At 56.9% G+C, this 22,270-nt stretch carries 17 protein-coding genes; 10 read left to right on the plus strand and 7 right to left on the minus strand.

Going from position 1 to position 22,270, the window contains the following annotated elements; translation table 11 throughout:
* Positions 1–69: 69 nt before the first annotated feature.
* From ACZ3HH_RS20330 to ACZ3HH_RS20340, 3 genes are all read left to right on the plus strand, one after another.
* Complete coding sequence (locus tag ACZ3HH_RS20330; protein ID WP_465807087.1) at positions 70–1,116, plus strand: histone deacetylase family protein; 1,047 nt, start codon at positions 70–72, stop codon at positions 1,114–1,116.
* Positions 1,113–2,228 (plus strand): polyamine ABC transporter substrate-binding protein, encoded by a 1,116-nt coding sequence (locus ACZ3HH_RS20335; RefSeq protein WP_465807089.1) that lies wholly within the window; start codon positions 1,113–1,115, stop codon positions 2,226–2,228. Before ACZ3HH_RS20330 ends, ACZ3HH_RS20335 begins: the two co-directional genes overlap by 4 nt.
* Positions 2,229–2,382: 154 nt before the next feature.
* Positions 2,383–6,906, plus strand: coding sequence for a dermonecrotic toxin domain-containing protein (locus tag ACZ3HH_RS20340; protein WP_465807092.1), 4,524 nt, complete (start codon positions 2,383–2,385; stop codon positions 6,904–6,906).
* A 28-nt stretch (positions 6,907–6,934) separates the two neighbouring features.
* Here the strand turns inward: ACZ3HH_RS20340 and pdxR are convergent, their stop codons facing one another.
* A complete protein-coding gene (gene pdxR / locus ACZ3HH_RS20345) occupies positions 6,935–8,485 on the minus strand; it encodes a MocR-like pyridoxine biosynthesis transcription factor PdxR (protein WP_465807094.1) in 1,551 nt (516 codons plus the stop codon).
* Between the two features lie 90 nt (positions 8,486–8,575).
* On the opposite strand from pdxR, the gene ACZ3HH_RS20350 reads away from it, so the two are divergent.
* From ACZ3HH_RS20350 to ACZ3HH_RS20360, 3 genes are read left to right on the plus strand one after another with little or no spacing between them, the layout of a single operon-like run.
* Positions 8,576–9,199, plus strand: coding sequence for an FMN-binding negative transcriptional regulator (locus ACZ3HH_RS20350; RefSeq protein WP_465807096.1), 624 nt, complete (start codon positions 8,576–8,578; stop codon positions 9,197–9,199).
* A 9-nt stretch (positions 9,200–9,208) separates the two neighbouring features.
* Positions 9,209–9,655, plus strand: coding sequence for a GNAT family N-acetyltransferase (locus ACZ3HH_RS20355; protein ID WP_465807098.1), 447 nt, complete (start codon positions 9,209–9,211; stop codon positions 9,653–9,655).
* A gap of 17 nt (positions 9,656–9,672) precedes the next feature.
* Positions 9,673–10,344 (plus strand): GNAT family N-acetyltransferase, encoded by a 672-nt coding sequence (locus tag ACZ3HH_RS20360; RefSeq protein ID WP_465807100.1) that lies wholly within the window; start codon positions 9,673–9,675, stop codon positions 10,342–10,344.
* Between the two features lie 120 nt (positions 10,345–10,464).
* On the opposite strand, the gene ACZ3HH_RS20365 is transcribed toward ACZ3HH_RS20360, so the two are convergent.
* Positions 10,465–11,364: a homocysteine S-methyltransferase family protein gene (locus tag ACZ3HH_RS20365; protein WP_465807102.1), complete on the minus strand. Its 900-nt coding sequence runs from the start codon at positions 11,362–11,364 to the stop codon at positions 10,465–10,467.
* 111 nt (positions 11,365–11,475) lie between these two features.
* On the opposite strand from ACZ3HH_RS20365, the gene ACZ3HH_RS20370 reads away from it, so the two are divergent.
* Positions 11,476–12,297, plus strand: coding sequence for an ABC transporter substrate-binding protein (locus ACZ3HH_RS20370; RefSeq protein WP_465807104.1), 822 nt, complete (start codon positions 11,476–11,478; stop codon positions 12,295–12,297).
* Entirely contained in the window at positions 12,294–13,130 is an 837-nt protein-coding gene (locus ACZ3HH_RS20375) for an amino acid ABC transporter permease (protein WP_367373605.1), read from the plus strand. The genes ACZ3HH_RS20370 and ACZ3HH_RS20375 overlap by 4 nt, the downstream gene beginning before the upstream one ends.
* A gap of 127 nt (positions 13,131–13,257) precedes the next feature.
* Here the strand turns inward: ACZ3HH_RS20375 and ACZ3HH_RS20380 are convergent, their stop codons facing one another.
* Both ACZ3HH_RS20380 and ACZ3HH_RS20385 read right to left on the minus strand, forming a co-directional pair.
* The gene (locus tag ACZ3HH_RS20380) at positions 13,258–13,536 is read right to left on the minus strand and encodes a helix-turn-helix domain-containing protein (RefSeq protein WP_465807107.1); all 279 of its coding nucleotides are present in this window, start codon (positions 13,534–13,536) and stop codon (positions 13,258–13,260) included.
* Complete coding sequence (locus ACZ3HH_RS20385; protein ID WP_465807109.1) at positions 13,533–14,885, minus strand: HipA domain-containing protein; 1,353 nt, start codon at positions 14,883–14,885, stop codon at positions 13,533–13,535. Before ACZ3HH_RS20385 ends, ACZ3HH_RS20380 begins: the two co-directional genes overlap by 4 nt.
* A 425-nt stretch (positions 14,886–15,310) precedes the next feature.
* Between ACZ3HH_RS20385 and ACZ3HH_RS20390 the strand changes: the two genes are divergently transcribed.
* Complete coding sequence (locus tag ACZ3HH_RS20390) at positions 15,311–17,590, plus strand: autotransporter outer membrane beta-barrel domain-containing protein (RefSeq protein ID WP_465807111.1); 2,280 nt, start codon at positions 15,311–15,313, stop codon at positions 17,588–17,590.
* A gap of 78 nt (positions 17,591–17,668) precedes the next feature.
* Here the strand turns inward: ACZ3HH_RS20390 and oadA are convergent, their stop codons facing one another.
* Both oadA and ACZ3HH_RS20400 read right to left on the minus strand, forming a co-directional pair.
* Positions 17,669–19,477, minus strand: a complete 1,809-nt coding sequence (gene oadA, locus ACZ3HH_RS20395; RefSeq protein WP_465807113.1) for a sodium-extruding oxaloacetate decarboxylase subunit alpha — start codon at positions 19,475–19,477, stop codon at positions 17,669–17,671.
* 11 nt (positions 19,478–19,488) lie between these two features.
* The gene (locus ACZ3HH_RS20400) at positions 19,489–20,904 is read right to left on the minus strand and encodes an acetyl-CoA carboxylase biotin carboxylase subunit (protein ID WP_008156643.1); all 1,416 of its coding nucleotides are present in this window, start codon (positions 20,902–20,904) and stop codon (positions 19,489–19,491) included.
* 190 nt (positions 20,905–21,094) lie between these two features.
* Between ACZ3HH_RS20400 and ACZ3HH_RS20405 the strand changes: the two genes are divergently transcribed.
* On the plus strand, positions 21,095–22,057 hold the full coding sequence (locus ACZ3HH_RS20405; protein ID WP_095052338.1) for a LysR family transcriptional regulator: 963 nt from the start codon (positions 21,095–21,097) through the stop codon (positions 22,055–22,057).
* Here the strand turns inward: ACZ3HH_RS20405 and ACZ3HH_RS20410 are convergent.
* Entirely contained in the window at positions 21,999–22,211 is a 213-nt protein-coding gene (locus ACZ3HH_RS20410) for a PA3496 family putative envelope integrity protein (RefSeq protein WP_465807116.1), read from the minus strand. The genes ACZ3HH_RS20405 and ACZ3HH_RS20410 overlap by 59 nt on opposite strands.
* Positions 22,212–22,270 lie beyond the last annotated feature (59 nt).

The raw sequence follows: 22,270 nt of genomic DNA on the forward strand, positions 1-22,270 counted from the left end.
CCTGCCGTTCTCCCAAACGCTGCCCGCCGCAAGACTGTATGCAACCGAATCAGCCTGCGGAGAACAAGAATGCTGACGATCTACTCGGACGATCACCACCTGCATCACGGCCGTTGTGAATTGATGGACGGGCAATTGATGCCGTGCTTCGAAATGCCCTCGCGGGCCGACCATGTGCTGGCACGCGTACAGTACCGCCGTCTCGGCCCGGTCGAAGCGCCGCAAGATTTCGGCCTCGGGCCGATCGAGCGCATCCATAGCCGCGACTACCTCGACTTCTTCAAAGGGGCCTGGGCGCGCTGGACCGAATTCAAAACAGACGGCGACTTGCTGCCCTATACCTGGCCGGCCCGCACCTTGCGCCGGATCATGCCCACCAGCCTGCACGGCCAGCTCGGCTATTACAGCTTCGACGGCGGCGCACCGATTACCGCCGGCACCTGGCAAGCGGCGTACAGCGCGGCGCAAGTTGCCCTCACGGCTCAAGCGGTGATCCAGCGTGGAGCGCGCAGTGCCTTCGCCTTGTGCCGTCCACCGGGACACCATGCCGCCAGCGATTTGATGGGCGGTTATTGCTACCTCAACAACGCCGCCATCGCCGCTCAGGCTTTCCTCGATCAAGGCCACAAAAAGGTCGCGATCCTCGATGTCGATTACCACCACGGCAACGGCACCCAATCGATTTTCTACGAGCGCAGCGACGTGCTGTTCACCTCGATCCATGGCCATCCGGAAGCCGAGTTTCCGTTCTTCCTCGGCTACGAAGACGAACACGGTGAGGGCCCGGGCGAAGGGTTCAACTTCAACTACCCTTTGCCCGCCGGCTCAGGCTGGGACAGTTGGAGCGCGGCGCTGGAGCAGGCCTGCAAAGAGATCGAAAAGTACGGCGCCGACATCATCGTCGTGTCTCTGGGTGTGGATACATTCAAGGACGACCCGATCTCCCAATTCAAACTCGACAGCCCCGATTACCTGGCGATGGGCGCGCGTATCGCGGGTCTCGGCAAACCGACGCTGTTCGTGATGGAAGGTGGTTACGCGGTAGAAGAAATCGGCATCAATGCCGTGAACGTTCTCGAAGGTTTTGAAAGTGCCCAGAGGAATTCGAACAAATGAACCGACTCAAGCGTTTTATCGCGCCAGCGCTCTTTCCCACAGTGCTATGCGCCACGTTACTCAATGGTGCTGTTCACGCAGAAGAACGCACCTTGCGGGTGTACAACTGGTTCGACTACATCACCCCCAAAGCGCTGGAAGACTTCAAAGCCCAAAACACCCAGACCAAACTGGTCTACGACATCTTCGACACCAATGAAGCGCTGGAAGCCAAGCTGCTGACCGGCAACTCCGGTTACGACGTGGTGGTGCCATCCAATGTATTCCTCGCCAAGCAGATCGAAGCCGGGGTGTTCCAGCCACTGGACCGCAGCAAACTGCCGAACTGGAACCACCTCGATCCGAAGCTGATGAAGCTGATCGAAGCCAACGACCCCGGTAACAAATTCGCCGTGCCTTACATGTACGGGACCATCCTGATCGGCTTCAACCCGGACAAGGTCAAGGCGGCGCTGGGCGACAACGCACCGGTGGACAGCTGGGACCTGATCTTCAAGGAAGAGAACATCAGCAAGCTCAAGCAGTGCGGCGTGGCCCTGCTCGACTCGCCGTCGGAGATTCTGCCGCTAGCCCTGCAACACCTCGGTCTGGACCCCAACAGCAAGAAGCCGGCGGACTACGCCAAGGCTGAAGCGCTGCTGATGAAGATTCGTCCGTACATCACCTACTTCCATTCGTCCAAGTACATGGCCGACATTGCCAACGGTGACATCTGCGTGGCGGTCGGTTACTCCGGCAGCTTCTCCCAGGCCGCCAACCGCGCCAAGGAAGCCAAAAATGGCGTGATCGTCGACATGCGCCTGCCCAAAGAAGGCGCGCCGATCTGGTTCGACATGCTCGCGATCCCCAAAGGCGCGAAAAACCCGGAAGACGCTTACACCTTCATCAACTACTTGCTGCAACCTCAGGTCATCGCACCAGTCAGCGACTTCGTCGGTTACCCGAACCCGAACAAGGACGCCACGGAAATGGTCGACCCGGCGATCCGCAACAACCCGAACCTGTACCCGACCGAAACGGCGATGAGCACGCTCTACACCCTGCAACCGTTACCTCGCGACGCCGAGCGGGCGCGGACCCGGGCCTGGACCAAAATAAAATCCGGCACTTGAAACCTTCACCCGATTCCATTCGAGACCCGTCTGTGTGCGGGTCTTTTTTTGGCCTGCCGATAATTAATTACCGCACGGTCGTACCTGACGCGCCCTATTTTCGTTGCCAGCCAGGACCTTGTTCGTCCTGAAACACAGCAGCGAAGAAGCGACCATGACCGAAAACAATCTGCCCAACGATACAACGCTACTATTGGAAAAAAGTGAACTCGTCAGCCAGACCAGTCACGGCCCAACGCTCAATGAAGTGGCTTCACACAAACTACGCCAGTCATTGAAAACGCTTTATCCAAAGCTGGATATCGATCCCGACACCGCCATCGTCGCCACACCGCAATGGCTTGTGGTGAATGATCAGGTCGAGGCCGGCCCTACAACATTCGAATCACTCACGCACGCACTGGTTCACCAAGGTCTTTATGGCACAAGGGCCAATTACATCGAAGGAGAACACTTTCTCTCGCTTGAGCCAAAGGCCCTAAACCCTGTTCATCTTGCGGTGAGCATCGAGGAAATTGCCGAAATGCTCAATGATCTGGCGCCTTTGCTGTTTGTCGAGCTTCAAGCCCGGCAACTGGATTTCTGGAATAGCAAAGGACACAGCATCGCGCGTTGGCAGGAGCTTTCCAACTCGTTGCGCAAAGCCCTGAATGTGCAGAAAGTCAAAGGCTGGGACGCTGATGAGTGCGCCATGGCGCGCGAAGTGTTCATCGATCCCGACAAAGCCACGCGCAAGAATGCAAACAGCGACTTGTCAGCAATCCAGGCGTGTTTGATCGATGTCGATGCCCTGGAGAATGAAGTTGCCAGCCATCTCTTGATCGGAGGTGCCTTGGTGCTCAAGGCAACGTATCGCCAGCGTGAATTGTTAGTGCTGTACACAATCGAGGGCGGTTACGAGTCGTTCAGCTCGATGGCGCAATTGGGTGATTTGCTTCCCGCTCGCCTGGAAGCACAACTGGCAGGGCGCACTCCGAAATGGCGACTATACGAGCCCGACGGCAACATCTTCGATCACATGGCCTGGGCGTTGGTGTCATCGCAGCTCGATGCCATAGATACGCTAAGGTTCCTTGATCCAACGGCCATCGACGAGACCGAATCCGGGCTCGATAAAACCGAGCATGCAAGATACCAGCAATTGGAAACAGCGATTCCCGACTGGCTGCGCGAGGCATCGGTTGACGATATACAAGATTACGGACGTTACATCACGGCATTGGGCAAGTTATATCGCCGCCCCGAAAGCAAGGCGGCCAAAGGCGAGATTCCTGCCATTACCGATTATGCCCAGCGCCGGATGTGTGAAGCGATCATCAAGGATTCACGTGCAGTGGGTGCCACGAACCTTTCACTGAATGAACTGCGGATCAAAGTTACCAATAGCTTCACCGTCGATAACCTCATACTGCCCAACCCTCTGGATCAACGCACAGAAACGCTTGCCGAATTTGCCCTGGAGAATGAAGCGCCCTATAGGGCCACCGTTTTTTTCAAACAGGGAGAGCAAGTTCCAGACTGGCTAACATCCGAGTTCCTCACGGACATGTCGACCCAGGTCAACATCGGCAAGGCCTATCCCGAACTGATCAAACGCAAGTTGATAGACGACCCTGTCGAATCCCGACGCCAGAAAGATTTCTATCGCGATCAGCTGCAATTACTGCTGCCGCTGTTGGCGCTTGAAGGCAAGGTCAAAAAAGAAGCGGGAATCGATGAGCAGGGCTATCGGTACATTTGCGAACTGTTTAATCCTGACACCGACACCGTGCAGTCCATTGCGATATATCCGTTATCGATGACGCCACAGCATCGCCTGATCGGCGTCAGCGACAGCGTCACGAACATGTTCATCATCAGCCCTCGAGAGGCCGAAAGCGGCCCCTGCCTACTGTATCGTCCGTTGCTGGATCAACCCTTGCTTCAGTTTCCTTCCCGACAAAATCTGTTGTATGCGCTGCACCAACCCGGCGAACTCAGAGACTCGGTGCTCGCCTGGCTGCCTGATAAAACATTGAGCTTTGAATATGCTCAATACGTATTCCCGGTCGGCCTGCCTTCTCCGTGGCTAGTCGCCGAACAGGTCATCAACCCGTTGCAACGACTGGACAGCTTCGGGCGTGTGGTTTTTGAAAATATCGAAATAACCGGCGACATCCTGTCGACGCTGTTCAATAGCAATGCCAAGGCGTTGATCGATCTGGCCGATCGGCAAGCGCAGTCAAATGCCGAACGACGCTGGAGCTTGCTGAAAGAAAGCAGTTGGGCTCTGTTCGAGGTCACCGCGAACGTGTTCAGCGGCGCTGTAGGCACTGCTATCTGGGTCTGGCAATCCATCAATGCAATACAACAGGCACTTGATGCCCGTGATCGAGGTGATCGTTTCATTGAATGGACATCGGCGGCGGACGTTCTGCTGACCATCGGGATAATCCTCAGCCATCACGCAGTGATGCGACGCAGAACACTCTCCGATAAACCACGAATCGAGAAGTTATCGATAGAAAAGGAGATTCAGCCCGAGACTGTTTACGCGACTGTCACGTTCAACCCTGTGCCGCTTTCAGGAGAACTGCCAATGGACCATTGCACTTCGCTCGAGGTGGCCGGGTCGGTCCCACGGCGCAGCCCTTCCGCATTGGGCTCCTATCTGGACACGCTGAAGGTCACGCCGCCCGACCTCGCCGACGCCAACCTGACCATCGTGAACGAAGCAGCTCCCCATCTCTACCAGCTTAACGACAGGAATTATGCACAAGTGGGTGAGCGCTGGTTCAACGTCCTGGTGGACGGCGACGACCAGGTCACCATTGTGGCCCCCGATGAACCCTACCGGGATGGCCCGCTACTGGCCCGCACTGGAACAGGCCAGTGGGTATTGGACCTGAGATTGCGTTTACGAGGAGGGTCACCGAAAGGTCGTCTTAAAGCCCTCAAAGCCGCAAAAGAACGGCGTAAACATGAACTGGAAACAGCCTTGCAGTCATTCAGAACCCAGGAAGCGTTGGACAAAATCGAGATGGCAAAAGTGCAAACGGACGTACTCGAAGCCAAGGGTGCCGACTTCGATCGGATATCGGAGCTGTACTCGCAAAAACTTGAAGCAATGATTGATACGTACCAGCAAGCACTCGCTCAATTGCAAGAGTGGCGCAACCTCGGCGGTACGACAGGTTACACCTATGACTTGCTGCGCCTGAGCACCGAATTGGAGAGGTATCTGTCGCTCTGGTTCGTCACAAAGAAAAATCGATATATCGAGGCCACCCAAAAACTGGCTCAGGCCGCAGACCAAGCGGTCGTTTCGCAGCAAACCTATGTCGACACCATTCAGCAGGCGACAGACTTGAGTCACGAAATGGTCAACAAACTGTCGATTTCGCACACCGTACTTGAAGGGATGAAAGCCGCAGGAAGACCTGGTATTACCGAGGCCATGCATATTCGCAAACTGCTACCTTCTTTCACGGCACTGGAACTGAAAGCCAATGAGATCGGCATGGCACAGGAACTTTGCGTGCAAGAGCAGGCGAGCCCGGAGATGCCCGAAGCGCGTAATGCCATCGGCAACATTATCGTGAGTGCCGGCAGGGCCGCTCATCAAGTTGCCGATCTGGTAAAAGGTGCAGACGCCAGTATCGACTTAAAGGTTCGTATCGAAGAACTCCACTCCCTTGTCGAAGTATTTGCCGATGCAGAGCAACGCCTCCAGGAGTTACCGGATACCTACCCTGAGTTGCTTAAGCGAAATCAAATCGACCATCTGCGAAGTCTTATCGAAGAGTTTGCACAATTGGCACAAAGTCAGCTCCAGTCTTTGCTGCCGGAACAAGCGCTTGAGCCACAGCAGAATCCGTCCAGACGAAACCGTCCAGCCCCTTCGCGTCAGCCGGTCAAAGTCAGCAAGAGCCGGCCGCGCAAGCCGGGCGACGATGAAGCAGCAAAAGCCACGGAAGATCCGCTCAAGCCATTCATCCCTGTGATCCCCAAACAGCCGCTACACGCCTTGAAAGACATGGAGATCATCGGCATCGGTCTTGAGCTGAGCCAGGAGAGTGAACAGTTTATTGACCGTACCCGTAAAGACGCTTTTCGACCCAGGCGTATACCCGCCGACATGCAGGATCTATTCGATCAGCAAGCCCTGAAACTTGAACAAAACGCTGCAAGCGTTGAACAAGCCATGACCAGAATCAAAGCTGCCACGGGAACTCCACCACCTGTCGCCACACTGAGCACAGAACTGATTCAGGCAGCCAACAGAATGCGTAAAGCAGGGGTCAGTGTTCGAGCGAACCTTTATAAACAACGCAAGCCCACACAAAGCAGCTTCAAATGGATGCACGAGAATAAGCAGATCGATATCAGCCGCAATGAACAAGGGCGAATCCGCACCAAACAACTGGGAGATTACTTTCAGGAGTATCGGATTTTCGACAAGGCCAATACCCATCAGCCCATTTGGGTCGCGCACTTCCATTACCCTACCGTCAATAGCCCGGCCGACAGACCCGGAACAGCCCATCTGAAAGTCTCAGACGACTATCTCAAGACACTTACACCCGACCAGCAAATGGCGTTGAGTACCTTCGAACCGATCGATGGCGTACTGCGAAAAATAGACGATCCGGTCCTGCGCAAACTGTTTCTGGATCTTGAGCCTGTGCGGGAACGCTGAAGGGCAAGCGTGGAACGTTATTGTCACGCTATGAACGCCAGACTTTGACCAAACGCCCGAGCGCTGCATTGATTGTCGCCTCGGGCACCGCCGCAAAGCCCAGCACCAGCCCCGCACGCAAATCCATCGGCGGGTGAGAATCCGGCAACCAATAGTTGCTTAGCGCACTGATTTCAACATCGACACTGGCGGCCTGCTCGATCAACTCCTGTTCCCGAGCCTGAGAGTTGACCGCTATCGTCAAGTGCAGCCCTGCGGCGACATTCGGTGGAACACCAACACCAGGAATATCTCGAGGCCAGCCAGCAAGCAATGCGTTGCGTCTGATTAACGCCGCACGCCGCATACGCCGTATGTGCCGTTGAAAATGTCCTGTCGCCATGAACTCGGCCATGACCGCTTGCGTGCTGACTTCCGAATGCCGCACGTCCACTGCACGCCGCCGGGAAAATGCCTCGACCAGCCCCATCGGTAATACCAGATACCCCAGCCGCAACGCCGGGAACGCAACCTTGCCGAAAGTCCCGACATAAAGCACCCGGGCGTGACGATCCAGTGCAGCCAAAGGTGCTAGAGGCGCGCCGCTGTAACGGTACTCACCGTCGTAATCATCTTCAATGATCCAGCCTTGCGTGCGTTCGGCCCAAGCCAGCAACTCAAGACGTCGCGCGAGACTCATGACGACACCGGTCGGGTACTGATGGGATGGCGTGACATAAGCGAGACGGCAATTCTCAATCCCGGCCAATTCGGCACAATCGATACCCTCACTGTCCACCGCTATCCCGTGCAATCGCGCGCCGGCTACAGCGAAGGCATGACCCGCCGCTCGATACCCCGGATTTTCAATGCCCACTCCATCGCCAGGCTCCACCAGCAACTGTGCACAAAGGCTAATCCCCTGTTGCGCGCCACTGGTGATCACTATTTGCTCAGCCGAGCACTGCATACCCCTTGAGCTGCGCAAGTAGGCCGCAATCAATCCGCGCAAGCGTTCATCACCCGCCGGATCGCCATAACACAGTTGCTGTAAATCCGGCTTACGCCAGAAAGCCGCGTTCAGCTTGGCCCAGACCTCGAAAGGAAACAGATCGAAAGCCGGAACACCAACCCTGAATGCGCGAGGCGGACCACTGGGAGGCAAGGCCAAATGGTTCTTTTCAACCCTTCCCAAAGCACCGCTGTGGATAACTTTACTGGATGAAACCACAGGTAAATCCAGCCAATTTGTGGATAAGGCTGTGGGTAACCCTGTTGAAAACCCTGTGGATACTTTTGTGGATAGTTTTTTTACCGGCATTGCGGCTTGAGGCAATTGCGCGACATACGTTCCGTCACCCACACGCCCCTCGATGAAGCCCTCAGCGTAGAGCTGATCGTAGGCACGGACCACGCTGTTACGGGAAATCGATAACGCCGCCGCCAGATCGCGACTGGCCGGCAGTCGTGTGCCGCTGGCCAGTCGTCCGTCGAGCACTCGCACCCGCAGCGCTTGATAGAGCTGACGACTCAGGCCCTGACGGCGATCAAGTTCGATACCCGCGGGGTTGAATGAAGAAGGAAGCGGCGTGTTCGACATAATAATGGACCTATGAAATTGGTCATTAATGGCTCTTACAACAGACCAATAGCCTGCCTAGGATGCAGGCATTCGCCAAGGAAAATTTCCATGTACACGCCCGGCTCTTTCACCATCGATGATTTGAATGAACTGCATCAGCAGATTCTCGGGACTCGTCTCGCGGTCTTGGTCACCCACGGTGAGCAAGGCCTGCAAGCCAGTCATTTACCTTTGCTGCTCAATGTTGATCAAGGCCCAAATGGCACCCTCTACGGCCACTTCGCCCGGGCCAATCCGCAATGGCGGGAATTGCAGAACGGCGCGCAGGCGCTGGTGATTTTTGCCGGTGCGGATGCTTACGTCAGCCCGGGGTTTTATCCGAGCAAAGCCGAGCATGGCAAAGTCGTGCCGACCTGGAACTACGTCGCCGTGCACGCTTACGGCACCGCCGAAGTGTTCAGCGACGCTGACCGCCTGCGAAATCTGGTCAGCGCCCTGACTGATCGTCATGAATCGGGCCGCGCTAACCCATGGAAAGTCGCCGATGCCCCCACCGACTACATTGATGGCATGCTCAAGGCCATCGTCGGTTTTGCCTTGCCGATCCAGCGTCTGGAGGGCAAACGCAAGCTCAGCCAGAACCGCAATGCTGCAGACATCGCCGGTGTGCGCGAGGGGCTGGCCGCCAGCCCTGATGTGCACGACCAGGCCCTCGCCCACTTGATGCGTTAAGGAATCCACATGAGTCAGATCGACATCCGCCAGGTCACCGCCGACGATCACGCTGCCTGGCTGCCGTTGTGGCAAGCCTACTTGCGCTTCTACAACACCGAATTGCCCGATGCAGTCACCCAGAGCACCTGGCAGCGCCTGCTCGATCCGAGCGAACCGACCCATGGTGCGCTGGCCTGGGCCGATGGCAAAGCGGTGGGCATGGTGCATTTCATCTACCACCGCTCGAACTGGAGCATCGAAAACTCCTGCTACCTGCAAGACTTGCTGGTGACGCCCGAAACCCGTGGCACCGGTGTCGGTCGGCAACTGATCGAATTCGTCTACACCACGGCCAAGGCCGACGGATGCTGCGAAGTCCATTGGTTAACCCACGAAACCAACGCCACCGCGATTCAGCTCTATAAGCGCATCGCCGAGCGCCCCGGTTTCATCCAGTTTTGCAAAGCCCTTTAAGACTCAAGGAGAGCAGCATGTCGACTTCACTCGCGGACTGGAAAGGTGTTCCGCCGCCTTCGGTCCAACTGATTGAAGGGCGTTTCATCCGCCTGGAAAAACTTGACCCGGTCCGTCACGCCGACGGTTTGTGGGAAGCCCTGGAAGGTCCGGGCTCGGATCCGAAACTCTGGGACTATTTACCTTACGGTCCTTTCCCGGAGCGCAGCGCTTTCGACGTTTGGCTGAGCAACCACGCGGCCAACAGCGACCCGTATTTTTTCACGGTGATCGACCGCGCCAGCGGCGACGTGCAGGGAATCCTCAGCCTGATGTCGATTGTGCCTTCTCAGGGTCGCATCGAGATCGGCCATGTGACCTTCGGCGCACCGATGCAGCGTTCACCGAAAAGTACCGAGGCGGTTTACCTGCTGGCCAAGGAATCCTTTGCGTTGGGTTACCGGCGTCTGGAATGGAAATGCAATAACGGCAATGCCCGCTCCAAGTACGCGGCCGAGCGATTGGGGTTCAGTTTTGAAGGGGTGTTTCGTCAGCACATGGTGGTCAAGGGTCAGAACCGTGACACGGCGTGGTATTCGATTCTGGATTCAGAATGGCCGGCGATTGGCGCAGGGTTCGAGCGGTGGCTGTCCGATGAAAACCAGACGGAATCGGGGCAGTTGAAAACGTTGGTGGAGTGTCGCCAGTAATCTTCGGCGTCTGGACGGACGCCATCGCGAGCAGGCCTCGCTCCTACAAGGGTTTTGCGTCGATCACCATTTTATGGTCAACCGAAAACCTGTAGGAGCGAGGCTTGCCCGCGAATGGCATCAGGCTAACTTCTGCGCCAACACCGCAATATGCTCCGGCCCGATCCCGCAGCAACCGCCCAAATGGCTGGCCCCGCGCTTCTGCCAATCTGCCGCCCACTGTAAATAACCCGGTGGGTCGAGATCGTCGCGCAACGGGTCCAGACCGTCATTGGCCGTGGCCTCTTTCGGCTGCGGCGGGAAGGCATTGGCGTAGGCGCCGATGTGAATCTTCACACCCAGACGTTCAAAGGTTTCCCGCGCAGCATCAATCGCAGCGCCGATCACTTCTGGCTGGCTGCAGTTGAACAGCAAGGTCTCGACACCCAACTCAGCCGCCACCGCAGCGGCCTCAGCCACGGGCTCACCCGAACGCAGACGCGGCACTTCGTCGGTGTCTTCATCCTTCAAGGTAAACGACAGCCAGAACGGCTTGCCGTCCTTCGGCAGACCGGCATGGATCGCCTTTGCTTCGGCAGTCGAACTCTGGGTTTCGGCCAGCCACAGGTCGACATGAGGCGCCAGTCCATTGACCAGCGGCGCCAGCAATTCAGTTACGCGAGCAGCGTCGAACAGGTCCGGACGATAGGAGCCGAACAAGGGTGGCAATGAACCGGCCACACGCACCGGTTTGCCCGCCGCATCGACCGCACGACGGGCCAGTTCACCGGCCAACGCCGCAAGCGCCTGCCCCTCAGCGGCAAAACGCTCTTCGCCAATATGGAACGGCACCACTGCGTAACTGTTGCTGGTGATCACGTTGGCGCCGCTTTCAATATAAGCCGCGTGCACCGCCTCTACGGCTTGCGGCGCCTCGCTCAAGGCCAGCGCCGACCACTCGGGCTGCCTGAACGGCGCCCCTCGGCGTTGCAGCTCCCGCCCCATGCCGCCATCCAGAATTACCGTGCTGTCTGCGCCCATATGCTTTTCACTCATAAGCTTATGAAAATAACTCACTATCAGAGTCGTTCTTATAACTATTTAATACGCACCACCCGGTTAATAACAACCTCTTTTTTTCAGGGATCAACTGTGAAATTTCAACCACTGCTGGCCCTGGGCCTGACGATTCTGACTGCCTCTACCCAAGCCTTTGCAGGCGCCACCCTGGATCGCATCGAGCAAAAGAAAGAACTGGTGGGCGTGCTGATGGAAAGCTATCCACCCTTCTCATTCCTCAACGACCAAAACCAGCTCGACGGTTTCGACGTCGATGTGGCCAAAGCCGTGGCAGACAAACTGGGCGTCAAGCTGCGTCTCGAAACACCGTCCTGGGACGTGATCGCCGCCGGTCGCTGGAGCGGGCGCTACGACATCTGCATCTGCTCCATGACTCCGAGCAAGGCCCGCGCCGAAGTCTTCGACTTCCCGGTTGAATACTACGCGTCCCCTGCCGTGATTGTGGTCAACGCCAAGAACGACAGCATTCACAGCGCCAAGGACCTGAGCGGCAAAAAAGTCGGCCTCACCAGCGCCTCCAGTTATGAAAGCTACCTGAACAAAAACCTGGTGATCGAAGGCGCCGAAGACACCCAACTGCAGTACCCGTTCGAGAACGTGCAGATCGCCCCGTATGACACCGACAACGTGGCCTTCCAGGATTTGGGCCTGGGCGCTGGCGTGCGTCTGGACGCAATTCTCACCAACCTGGTGACCGCGCAACCACGCCTGAACGAGGACAAACGCTTCAAGCTCGCCGGTGATCCGCTGTACGCGGAGCCGAACTCGGTGGCCATCGAAAAAGGTGACGTGCAGTGGAACAGCAAAGTGCGTGAAGTTTTCGCTCAGTTGAAACAAGACGGAACCCTGAGCAAACTGTCGCAAAAATGGATCGGCGCCGACATCAGCAAATGACTTCTTTCCCCAAACCACCTCAGCCACCGCAACCGGTGGCTGAGTCATTGCTGCAACGGATTTTCGGATTCCGCACGCGGCTGTACCTGACCTGGGCGGCGATGTTTGGCTTGTTCGCGAGTTTCTTCCTGAGCTTCGACCTGAAGTTCTCGATCATCCTCGACAAACTGCCGAACCTGATCGGCCTGCACCTGGCGCCCAACGGCTTTCTGCAAGGCGCAGCGCTGACGTTGTTCTTGTGCCTGTGCTCAATCGTGACGTCATCGCTGCTGGGCTTCATCACGGCGTTGGCGCGGCTGTCGAAAAGCGCGGTGGCGTTCGGTATCGCAAGCTTCTATGCCTCGTTCTTTCGCGGCACACCGCTGCTGATCCAGATCCTGCTGATCTACCTCGGCTTACCGCAATTGGGCATCGTGCCGGGCGCCATCGCCGCGGGCATCATCGCGCTGTCGCTGAACTACGGCGCTTACCTGAGCGAAATCTTCCGCGCCGGCATCCTCGGCGTCCCCCATGGCCAACGCGAAGCATCATTGGCCCTGGGCATGCGCGAAACCGTGATCTTCTGGCGCGTCACCCTGCCCCAGGCCATGCGCACCATCATCCCGCCCACCACCAACCAGTTCATCTCCATGCTCAAAGACTCGTCACTGATTTCGGTGATGGGGGTTTGGGAAGTGATGTTTTTGGCGCAATCGTATGGGCGTTCGAGTTATCGCTATATCGAAATGCTCACGACCGCGGCGATTATTTATTGGTTGATGTCGATCGGGCTGGAGCTGATTCAGGCGCGGATGGAGCGGCATTATGGGAAGGCGTATTTGAGCCGTAGTTAGCGAAAAGTCGCAGCCTTCGAATAGTGTAGATACCGTCTTGAATGTCACCGAGCAAGCTCAAGTTTCGGGTTATTTGGTGGCCCGACTTGAGCAAGCGCCGTCGACATCGCCTACAAACAGTGTCGATTCAGCTGAGATCACGTCGAACCCGCACCACGCCCATCTTCAATCCAAACGGTCGGAACACCGAATTCAACGATTTCAGCGTCTGATTCCCCTCCCCATGTTCGATATGCACCAGCGTGCGCACCGAGACTTTGCACATCTTTGCAAACTGGGTCTGGTGCAGGCCTGTGACTTCCACCCGCAAGCGACGGACTGCCTCACCAATCTCAAGAGTGCCTTGGGCCAGCGCCTCTTGAATGCTTTCTATGAGCAATGTGCGCTCGGCAACTGTCATGCTCATTTCAGGTCCCACTCTTTCAAACGCTGCTCCAGATTTTTCAATGCAATTCGCGGGTGATTCATTGTGGCGTCGGGCAATCCGCTGTCAGTCAGAATGTCCGGGAGTGCCAACAAGTATTTGGCATCCTCACGCAGGCGTTCAAAAGAACCCGGCAAATCAATTAGCGCTGCCAGCGGATCATTCGGATCAGCGATGTCGGCCAATGCCTGGCACACACCACGCCAATTTACATCCCCAGCCCTCTCCAACTCTTTCGGCCACTTGGTGGTTCTTGTGACGCCTTCGTCGTCCATCACCATTGGCGCCAAGTCATAGATCGGTGCCAGGCGAAACGAGGCCGTATCGCGGATGATTGCGGTATTGCGCCCGTGGTTATCTGAGTTGCCTAGGATTTTATTGAGCAGATCCCGACGCAGATAGTCAGCAACGAGATTCGGGATTTGGTCCGCCTGCCCTGCATCACGCCATAGCCCCGCAAGCAGCCGGATAACTTCCATGTGGTCCATCGGGCTACCGGGCGTGGTGATTTGCGCCAGAGAGTAGATCGACTCCACGGCAAAACGCTCGACACCCTGAGGGGTCACTTGCCGATCAAAACGCTGCATCCACAAGCTAGGTTTGGTCGCCTCCTCCAAGGCCAAGCCCTGTTCTGCCACCGTTTCGATGCCTAGTTTTTGTAGTGCCTTGTAGTAGTGGTACTCGCTTCTGAGAATGTCCTGATCGTTCCGGGTTCCTTTATTGCGAGAGAACTTCACGAACCAGTGCTGGGTAACGTCTGCATCGTCCAATACTGCATCGGGGTATAGATCTGTGCCCTTACCCTGAGCTAACAAAAGTTTTGGCGCCTCGCCACCTGCCCCCGTTGCTCCACCAATTGCAGCGCCCTGCTCATAGGCATATTCGAGAAACCGGTTATCACGACTAATGACGTCCTGGCGTTTAAACCCTATAGGCCCGCGCTGATCTACTGCCTCGGCGGATTCCTTTATGCGCATATTGCCAATCGGTGCCGGAGTGCTTCTGGCCAGTAAATAAAGGTCGGCACTGACGTCAGCAGGCTTGTCACGACCTATGTGTGTCAGCAGAAATTTCTTGGCGGCACCGGCAGGTGCGATGTCGTGCAGAAATGCTGGCGCGTTGGATCGCTTACCCTCCCAGTCCAAAGGAAACCTAGCACTTACGGCTTTGGCAAAGGGTGTTCCAATACCCTCAATGTTTTCGACGAGATAGGAGGTTTCGTAGCCAAAGTTGCATCGACTTTCGAACCCTTTTTCAGGGCTGTCGAAGTTGAAGACCATGGCGTCGTGCCAATTCCCGGAGGTAAAGATCTGTAAAGTCAGGTCGTACATATCGTCATCACCTGCATTTAAATGCATCTGTCAGAAGGTAGCGGGCACTAGAACTGCAATATAGTGCATTTATAGTCACCGGGCATCGTATCCATGCGCAATAAAATGCACATGAACTCAACCTTATGTAGAAAACACGCAAAATAATGCAGATTCGAACCAATATTGGTATCGGCAGCAACAGACGGAGGCTGGGTTGACCAGTCAGTGGCAGATGAGTTTCCGAGTTGCGATAGCCGACCATGTCTCGATTTGTTGTAAGAAAAAGCGTCAGCTCGAACAGGTAAAAACAGCCTTCCTCAGGAGGCTGGCAATTTTCTACACAACCTTCTGACAACCCCCGCAAGCCTGCGGGAAGCAGCTGACATCGGCACCTATAGCCTGCCTCTTAGAGTTTGGCCTCCTATCAACAGAGGCCGAATTCGATGTCCGTTCAACATAAATACCGACCAAAACACCTGGCGCTGGCCATTGCGCTTGCGCTGGGGTGCGCTGAATTTTCGCTTGCCCAGCAAGTATCCATCGATGACACCATTCCTTCGGATGCAACGCCGGAGCAGCTCATAGCGGCGCTGGACGCATTTATAAATGCCCCCACCACCAACAAGATTCCCATCAACAAAGCAGCGGATGGTACTGATCGGACATTCGGCGATGGAGATGACCTGGTCATTGTGTCTGGCCGCGGAGTCCTTTCCGGATTTATCGACGGTGGTGGCGGTATCAACTTCCTGCAACTCGATACCGCCAGCGGTGGCACGTTAGGCGAGAGTCGTCGTTTTGAAGGCCTGGAGCTCAAACGAAGCACTTGGACCATCAATGGTTCCGGTGATTTCAATACCGGTGTCTTGATACGTCCAAAAGCAACGCTAATAAATAATGGACATATCCAGGGTGGGGCGTTGACCCAAGGAACGCTTGTCAACAACGGAAAGATTGGCGGCGGAGCGACCGTGCAATCAGGAGGCACCCTGAACAACCCAGGAACTATCGACGGAGACGTCGTCATCAATGAAAAAGGTGCTTTCGCGGGCAACGGTTTAACGGGTTCCCTGAAGGTAAACGGAAAGCTTTCTGTCGACAGTTTGCACGGCGCACCGACAGTTAAAGGTAACTTGGATCTCTCAAAAACTGCCGAGCTAACCTACGAGGTCAATGCCGACCGCAAAAGTGAAACGATAATAGTCGATGGCACCGCCAGCCTTGGCGGCTCCACACTGAACATCGTTGCAGCACCGGGTGAATACCCGCTAATCAGCGAAAACAACATCCTTATTGCCAATAAAGTCGAAGGGGTGTTTGGGAAAGTCCTCAACAACCTTGCCTTCTTAACGCCCAAGCTCAAATACGAAGAAAAGACTGTCGACCTGATCTTCGTCCGTAACGATGTGAAGATGGAGAGTGTCGCAACCACGGATAACGGGAGGGAAGCCGCCCAAAGCATTGAAGAGCCGAAGGACATACCTCAAGCACCCACCGTCGCTGAAGCTCCGAATCCACCTGCAAATGTCGACACATCCGTTCCGGTCTCCACACCGACAACTACCGCTGAAAAACCTTCGACTGCCGCAACGCCACCTACCACCGACAAGCCCCTCACAGCTTCAACTCCACCCCCTGCTACCAATTCCGTCGCCACAGTGCCAAAGGCATCCCGCCCCACAAACGCTGCTGTCGCAGCCCTGCTCAGCGCTGACAAACAGACGGCATCTGTTGCCATCGAACAGCTGGCCGGCGGCAACAACGCTAACCTTGCGAAAGCGACCCTGAACAGTGACAGTCCAATCAGCGCGACCATGCTCTCGGCCATGCGTCAGCTGGACAGCGCCAGTAGCTACGCCAATTCCACCAAGCGCAATGCACCACGCCTGGCCGCCGGCAGTGAAGACAATGGCCGAGTCTGGCTGCAAGTGCTGGGTCATGGCGGGACGCTGGATCGCGACCATGACCCCCTGCAACACTCCACCCAAGGTCTGGTTTTGGGCGCAGATTGGGGAGTTGATGAGGAATGGCGCATCGGAGTGATGGGCGGCAAATCCGAAACGCGTCTGGATAGCCGTGGACTCGACGGCGATCTGGACAGCTGGCATTTGGGAGCTTATGCCCTACGTCAAAACGGACCAATGTCCCTGCGCCTCGGCGCGACCTATAGCAGTCACGACGGCAGCACTAAACGCCGGGTTGCCTTCAAAGGTTTCAGCGACCGCCCTGAAGGCCGTTACGATGCCAACACCCAGCAGGCCTTTGCGGAATTGGGTTACAACCTGGGGCGGGCGAACGTCAGCATCGAACCGTTTGCCAGCCTGGGATACCAACGCTATCAGCGCGACACTTACACGGAAAAAGGTGGCGCAGCGGCACTGAAGGTACACGGTCAAACGCAGAACAATTTGAACAGCACATTCGGCCTGCGGCTGGCGAAGCTCAACACTCTGGATAACGGCATGCAACTGACGCCGCGGTTCAGTGCCGGCTGGAAACACACTTACGGGGACGTCTACAGCTATACCCGTCAACGATTGGTTACGGGCGGAAAAAACTTCACCGTTTCCGGCGCGCCACTTGACCGTGACAGCTTGATACTCGATGCAGGGCTGGACCTTGGATTGTCAGCAAAACACACCCTGGGCGTCGGCCTCACTGGCGAGATCGGCACCGACAGCCGAAACCACGGCGTCACGGGTCAGTGGCGAATGAGTTTCTAACAGCCACAAACTCCGGGCGAAAAAAAAGGGGAGCACATGCCCCCCCGAGGTTTAAAACGGTATATCGAGGCTGTTAACTCAGCCTTCGATCTCGATCAGAATCTCGCCCGGGTTCACCCGGTCGCCCTTGGCCACGTGGATGGCGGTGACTTTACCGGCGATGGCCGCTTGGACTTCGGTTTCCATCTTCATCGCTTCGGTGATCAGCACGGCTTGGCCGGCTTTCACGGTGTCGCCTTCCTTGACCAGCACGTCGACGATGTTGCCCGGCATGGTGGTGCTGACGTGGCCCGGTGCAGTGGCTTGCTTGCGCTTGCTGCTGCCACCGCTGACGAATTCGTTGAGCGGTTCGAACACCACTTCTTCCGGCATGCCGTCGATAGACAGGTAGAAGTGACGCTTGCCTTCAGCCTTGACGCCGACACCGGTGATGTCGACGCGGTAGGTTTCGCCGTGGACATCGATGACGAACTCGGTCGGCACGCCTTCACCGCCGGCCGACGCCACGCCGCCCGCTTCCGGAATTGGCAACAGCACCTCTGGTGTGAGGGTGCCGGCTGCGCGTTCTTCGAGGAACTTGCGGCCGATGTCCGGGAACATGGCGTAAGTCAGCACGTCTTCTTCAGACTTGGCCACGGCGCCAATTTCGGCACGCAGCTTGGTCATTTCCGGCTTGAGCAGGTCAGCCGGACGCACGTCGATCACTTCTTCGCTGCCGATCGCCTGACGACGCAGTTTTTCGTTCACGGTGCCCGGCGCTTTGCCGTAGCCGCCTTGCAGGTAGAGCTTCACTTCGTTGGTGATGGTCTTGTAGCGCTCGCCGGCCAGCACGTTGAAGAACGCTTGGGTGCCAACAATCTGCGAGGTCGGCGTCACCAGAGGCGGGAAGCCGAGGTCTTCGCGAACGCGCGGGATTTCCGCCAACACTTCGCTCATGCGGTTCAGGGCGCCCTGCTCTTTCAACTGGTTGGCCAGGTTGGAAATCATCCCGCCCGGTACCTGGTTGACTTGAACGCGCGTGTCGACCGCGGTGAATTCGCTTTCAAACTGGTGGTACTTCTTGCGCACGGCGTAGAAGTACAAGCCGATTTCCTGCAACAGCTCCAGGTTCAGGCCGGTGTCGTATTCGCTGCCTTTAAGGGCAGCGACCATCGATTCAGTGCCTGGGTGGCTAGTGCCGGAAGCGAAACTGGAGATCGCGGTGTCAATGTGATCGGCACCGTTCTCGATGGCCTTGAGTTGGCACATGGTGGCCATGCCGGCGGTGTCGTGCGAGTGAATGAACACGGGCAGCGATTGCTCGGATTTCAATGCCTTGACCAGTTCGCCTGTGGCGTACGGGGTCAGCAGGCCGGCCATGTCCTTGATCGCCACGGAGTCGCAACCCATGGCTTCCATTTGCTTGGCTTGCGCCACGAAAGCCTCGATGGTGTGCACCGGGCTGGTGGTGTAAGCGATGGTGCCTTGAGCGTGTTTGCCGGCGGCTTTCACGGCTTCGATGGCAACTCGCAGGTTACGCACGTCGTTCATCGCGTCGAAGATGCGGAACACGTCGATACCGTTGACCGCAGCCTTGGCAACGAAGGCTTTGACCACGTCGTCGCTGTAGTGGCGGTAGCCCAGCAGGTTCTGGCCCCGCAGGAGCATTTGCAGACGGGTGTTAGGCAATGCCGCGCGCAGTTGGCGCAGACGCTCCCACGGGTCTTCTTTCAGGAAGCGTACGCAGGCGTCGAAGGTCGCGCCGCCCCAGCATTCCAGCGACCAGTAGCCGACTTTGTCGAGCTTGTCGCAGATCGGCAGCATGTCTTCGGTGCGCATGCGGGTGGCGAGCAGCGATTGGTGGGCGTCGCGCAGGATTGTGTCGGTAACGTGGATTTTCTTGGACATTGGAATATTCCTCACAGGCCTGCGTGGGCGGCGATGGCGGCGGCGATGGCCAGGGCCAGCTCTTCGGGTTTGCGCTTGATCGAGTAGTTGGTCAGTTCAGGGTGGCTTTCAACGAAGCTGGTGTTGAACTGGCCGCTACGGAATTCCGGGTTACGCAGGATTTCCTGGTAGTACGCGGCGGTGGTCTTGACCCCTTGCAGACGCATGTCGTCCAGAGCTCGCAAGCCACGGTCCATCGCCTCTTCCCAGGTCAGCGCCCAGACCACCAGTTTCAGGCACATCGAGTCGTAGAACGGTGGAATGGTGTAGCCGGTATAGATCGCTGTGTCGGTGCGCACGCCGGGACCGCCGGGCGCGTAGTAACGGGTGATCTTGCCGAAGCTCGGCAGGAAGTTGTTTTTCGGGTCTTCGGCGTTGATCCGGAATTGCAGCGCGAAACCGCGGTGCTGGATGTCTTCCTGTTTCACCGAAAGCGGCAGGCCGGAGGCGATGCGAATCTGCTCGCGAACAATGTCGATGCCAGTAATTTCTTCGGTGATGGTGTGTTCCACCTGCACCCGGGTGTTCATTTCCATGAAGTACACCTCGCCCTCGGCGAGCAGGAACTCCACGGTGCCGGCGTTCTCGTAGCCCACAGCCTTGGCCGCACGCACCGACAGGTCGCCGATGTAGGCGCGCTGTTCCGGGGTCAGTTGCGGGCTCGGAGCGATCTCGATCAGCTTCTGGTTGCGACGCTGGATCGAGCAATCACGCTCGAACAGGTGCACCACGTTGCCAAAACTGTCGCCGAGAATCTGCGCTTCGATGTGTTTCGGATTGACGATGCATTTTTCCAGGAACACTTCCGCCGAACCGAAGGCCTTGGTGGCTTCGGAAATGACCCGCGGGAATGCTTGTTCAAGTTCTTCTCGGCTGTCGCAGCGACGGATACCACGGCCACCGCCACCGGAAGTCGCCTTGAGCATCACCGGATAACCGATGCGGTCGCCTTCGATCAAGGCTTCCGCGATATCCGCGACGTTGCCTTCGGTCCCCGGGGTGACGGGTACGCCAGCCTTGATCATGCTGCGACGGGCTTCAGTCTTGTCGCCCATGCGGCGAATCACTTCAGCCGATGGACCGATGAACTTGATGCCGCGCTCGGCGCATATATCTGCCAGTTCAGCGTTTTCCGAGAGGAAGCCGTAGCCGGGATGCAGCGCATCGCAACCGGTTTCTACCGCCAGATTCACCAGCTTGCGCGCATTCAGGTAGCCGGCCAGTGGCTCGGCACCGATGCTGTGGGCCTCGTCCGCACGCTTCACATGCAAGGCATGGCGATCGGCGTCGGAATAGATCGCGACCGAGCGAATGCCCATTTCGGCGCAGGCACGCACGATTCGTACGGCAATCTCACCACGGTTGGCGATCAGGATCTTTTTTATCACTTGGAGGTTCCCTTGAGCCGGTGGTACCCACGACCTGTCAAACCAGGTCGACGCGTGACCAAATGTTTCAATTCAGTCGCAGCTCCACACTAGCCCGCGCAAGGGATTAACAAAAATGAATAATAATTGGGTTACACATAAGCAAAGACTTATAGTTGAAGCATCAGCCTCCGCTCAGGGTCTCTAGAAAATGCGTAAGTCATTGATGCGTATGACGTTGCGTCAATTGCAGATCTTCAATGAGGTGTGCGACTTAAGGTCCTACAGCCGCGCGGCCGACGAAATGTCTCTCACACAACCTGCCGTGAGCCTACAGATTCGTCAACTCGAAGAGCTGATCGGCCAACCTTTGTTCGATTACGTCGGCAAAAAACTCTACATGACCGAGGCGGCCGAAGCACTGCAGCGCGCCAGCCGGGACATTTTCGGGCGCCTGGAAAACCTCGATATGCAGCTGTCGGACATGCAAGGCTCGTTGCAGGGTCAGCTGAAACTGGCGGTGGAATCCAGCGCCAAGTATTTCGTGCCGCACCTGTTTGCCGCCTTCAAGCGCCAGCACCCGGAAGTGAATCTGCAACTGACGGTGGTCAACCGTGGGCAGGTGATCCGGCGCCTCTCCGACAACCGCGACGATCTGGTGATCATGTCCATGGTGCCGCAGGACATGGGGCTGGAGTTCTTGCCATTTCTCAACAACCCAATTGTCGCCGTAGCACCACCGGATCATCCGCTGTGCCACATGGGCCCACTGCGCTTGCAGGATCTGGAGCCCTACACACTGCTATTGCGCGAATCCGGCTCCGGTACGCGATTAGCCTGCGAAGAGTATTTCAAAGAAAAGCGCGTGCACTTCAACCAGACCCAAGAAGTCTCATCGGCCGAAGCCCAGCGTGAATGCGTGCTCGCGGGTCTGGGCCTGGCGCTGTTGACGCGCCATGCCCTGAACCTTGAATTGGCAACAGGCGGATTGATTGAGTTGCCCGTCGAAGAGCTGCCGCTGTATCGCAGTTGGTGCCTGGTGCAGGCAAAAGCCAAACGGCTGTCACCGGTGGCGCACGCATTCCTTGCGTTTATCCGCAGCGAGCGGATGCAGATCAGCGCCCTGGTTGAGCGTTTCGACGGGAAGTTACGGGAGCTGCCTGCCAGTAATTGAGTTCGAGGTCGTCAGGAAATTCGCCAATTTCCGCCAGAAGCTGACGGCGTTCGCAGCGGTCTTCGATGGCGCGGCGAAATTCCATGCGGCGCTGATCTTCTTGCTGACGACGGGTTTTGACGGCGCTGTTGCGTTCTTCGTAGGACTGAGCCATTTCGAGTCTCCCAAGGCGAGTACGGGAGTTACAAGATAGGTGCGAGGGATGACGGTTTG

The organism is Pseudomonas sp. PME37.24/025 (assembly GCF_055556615.1).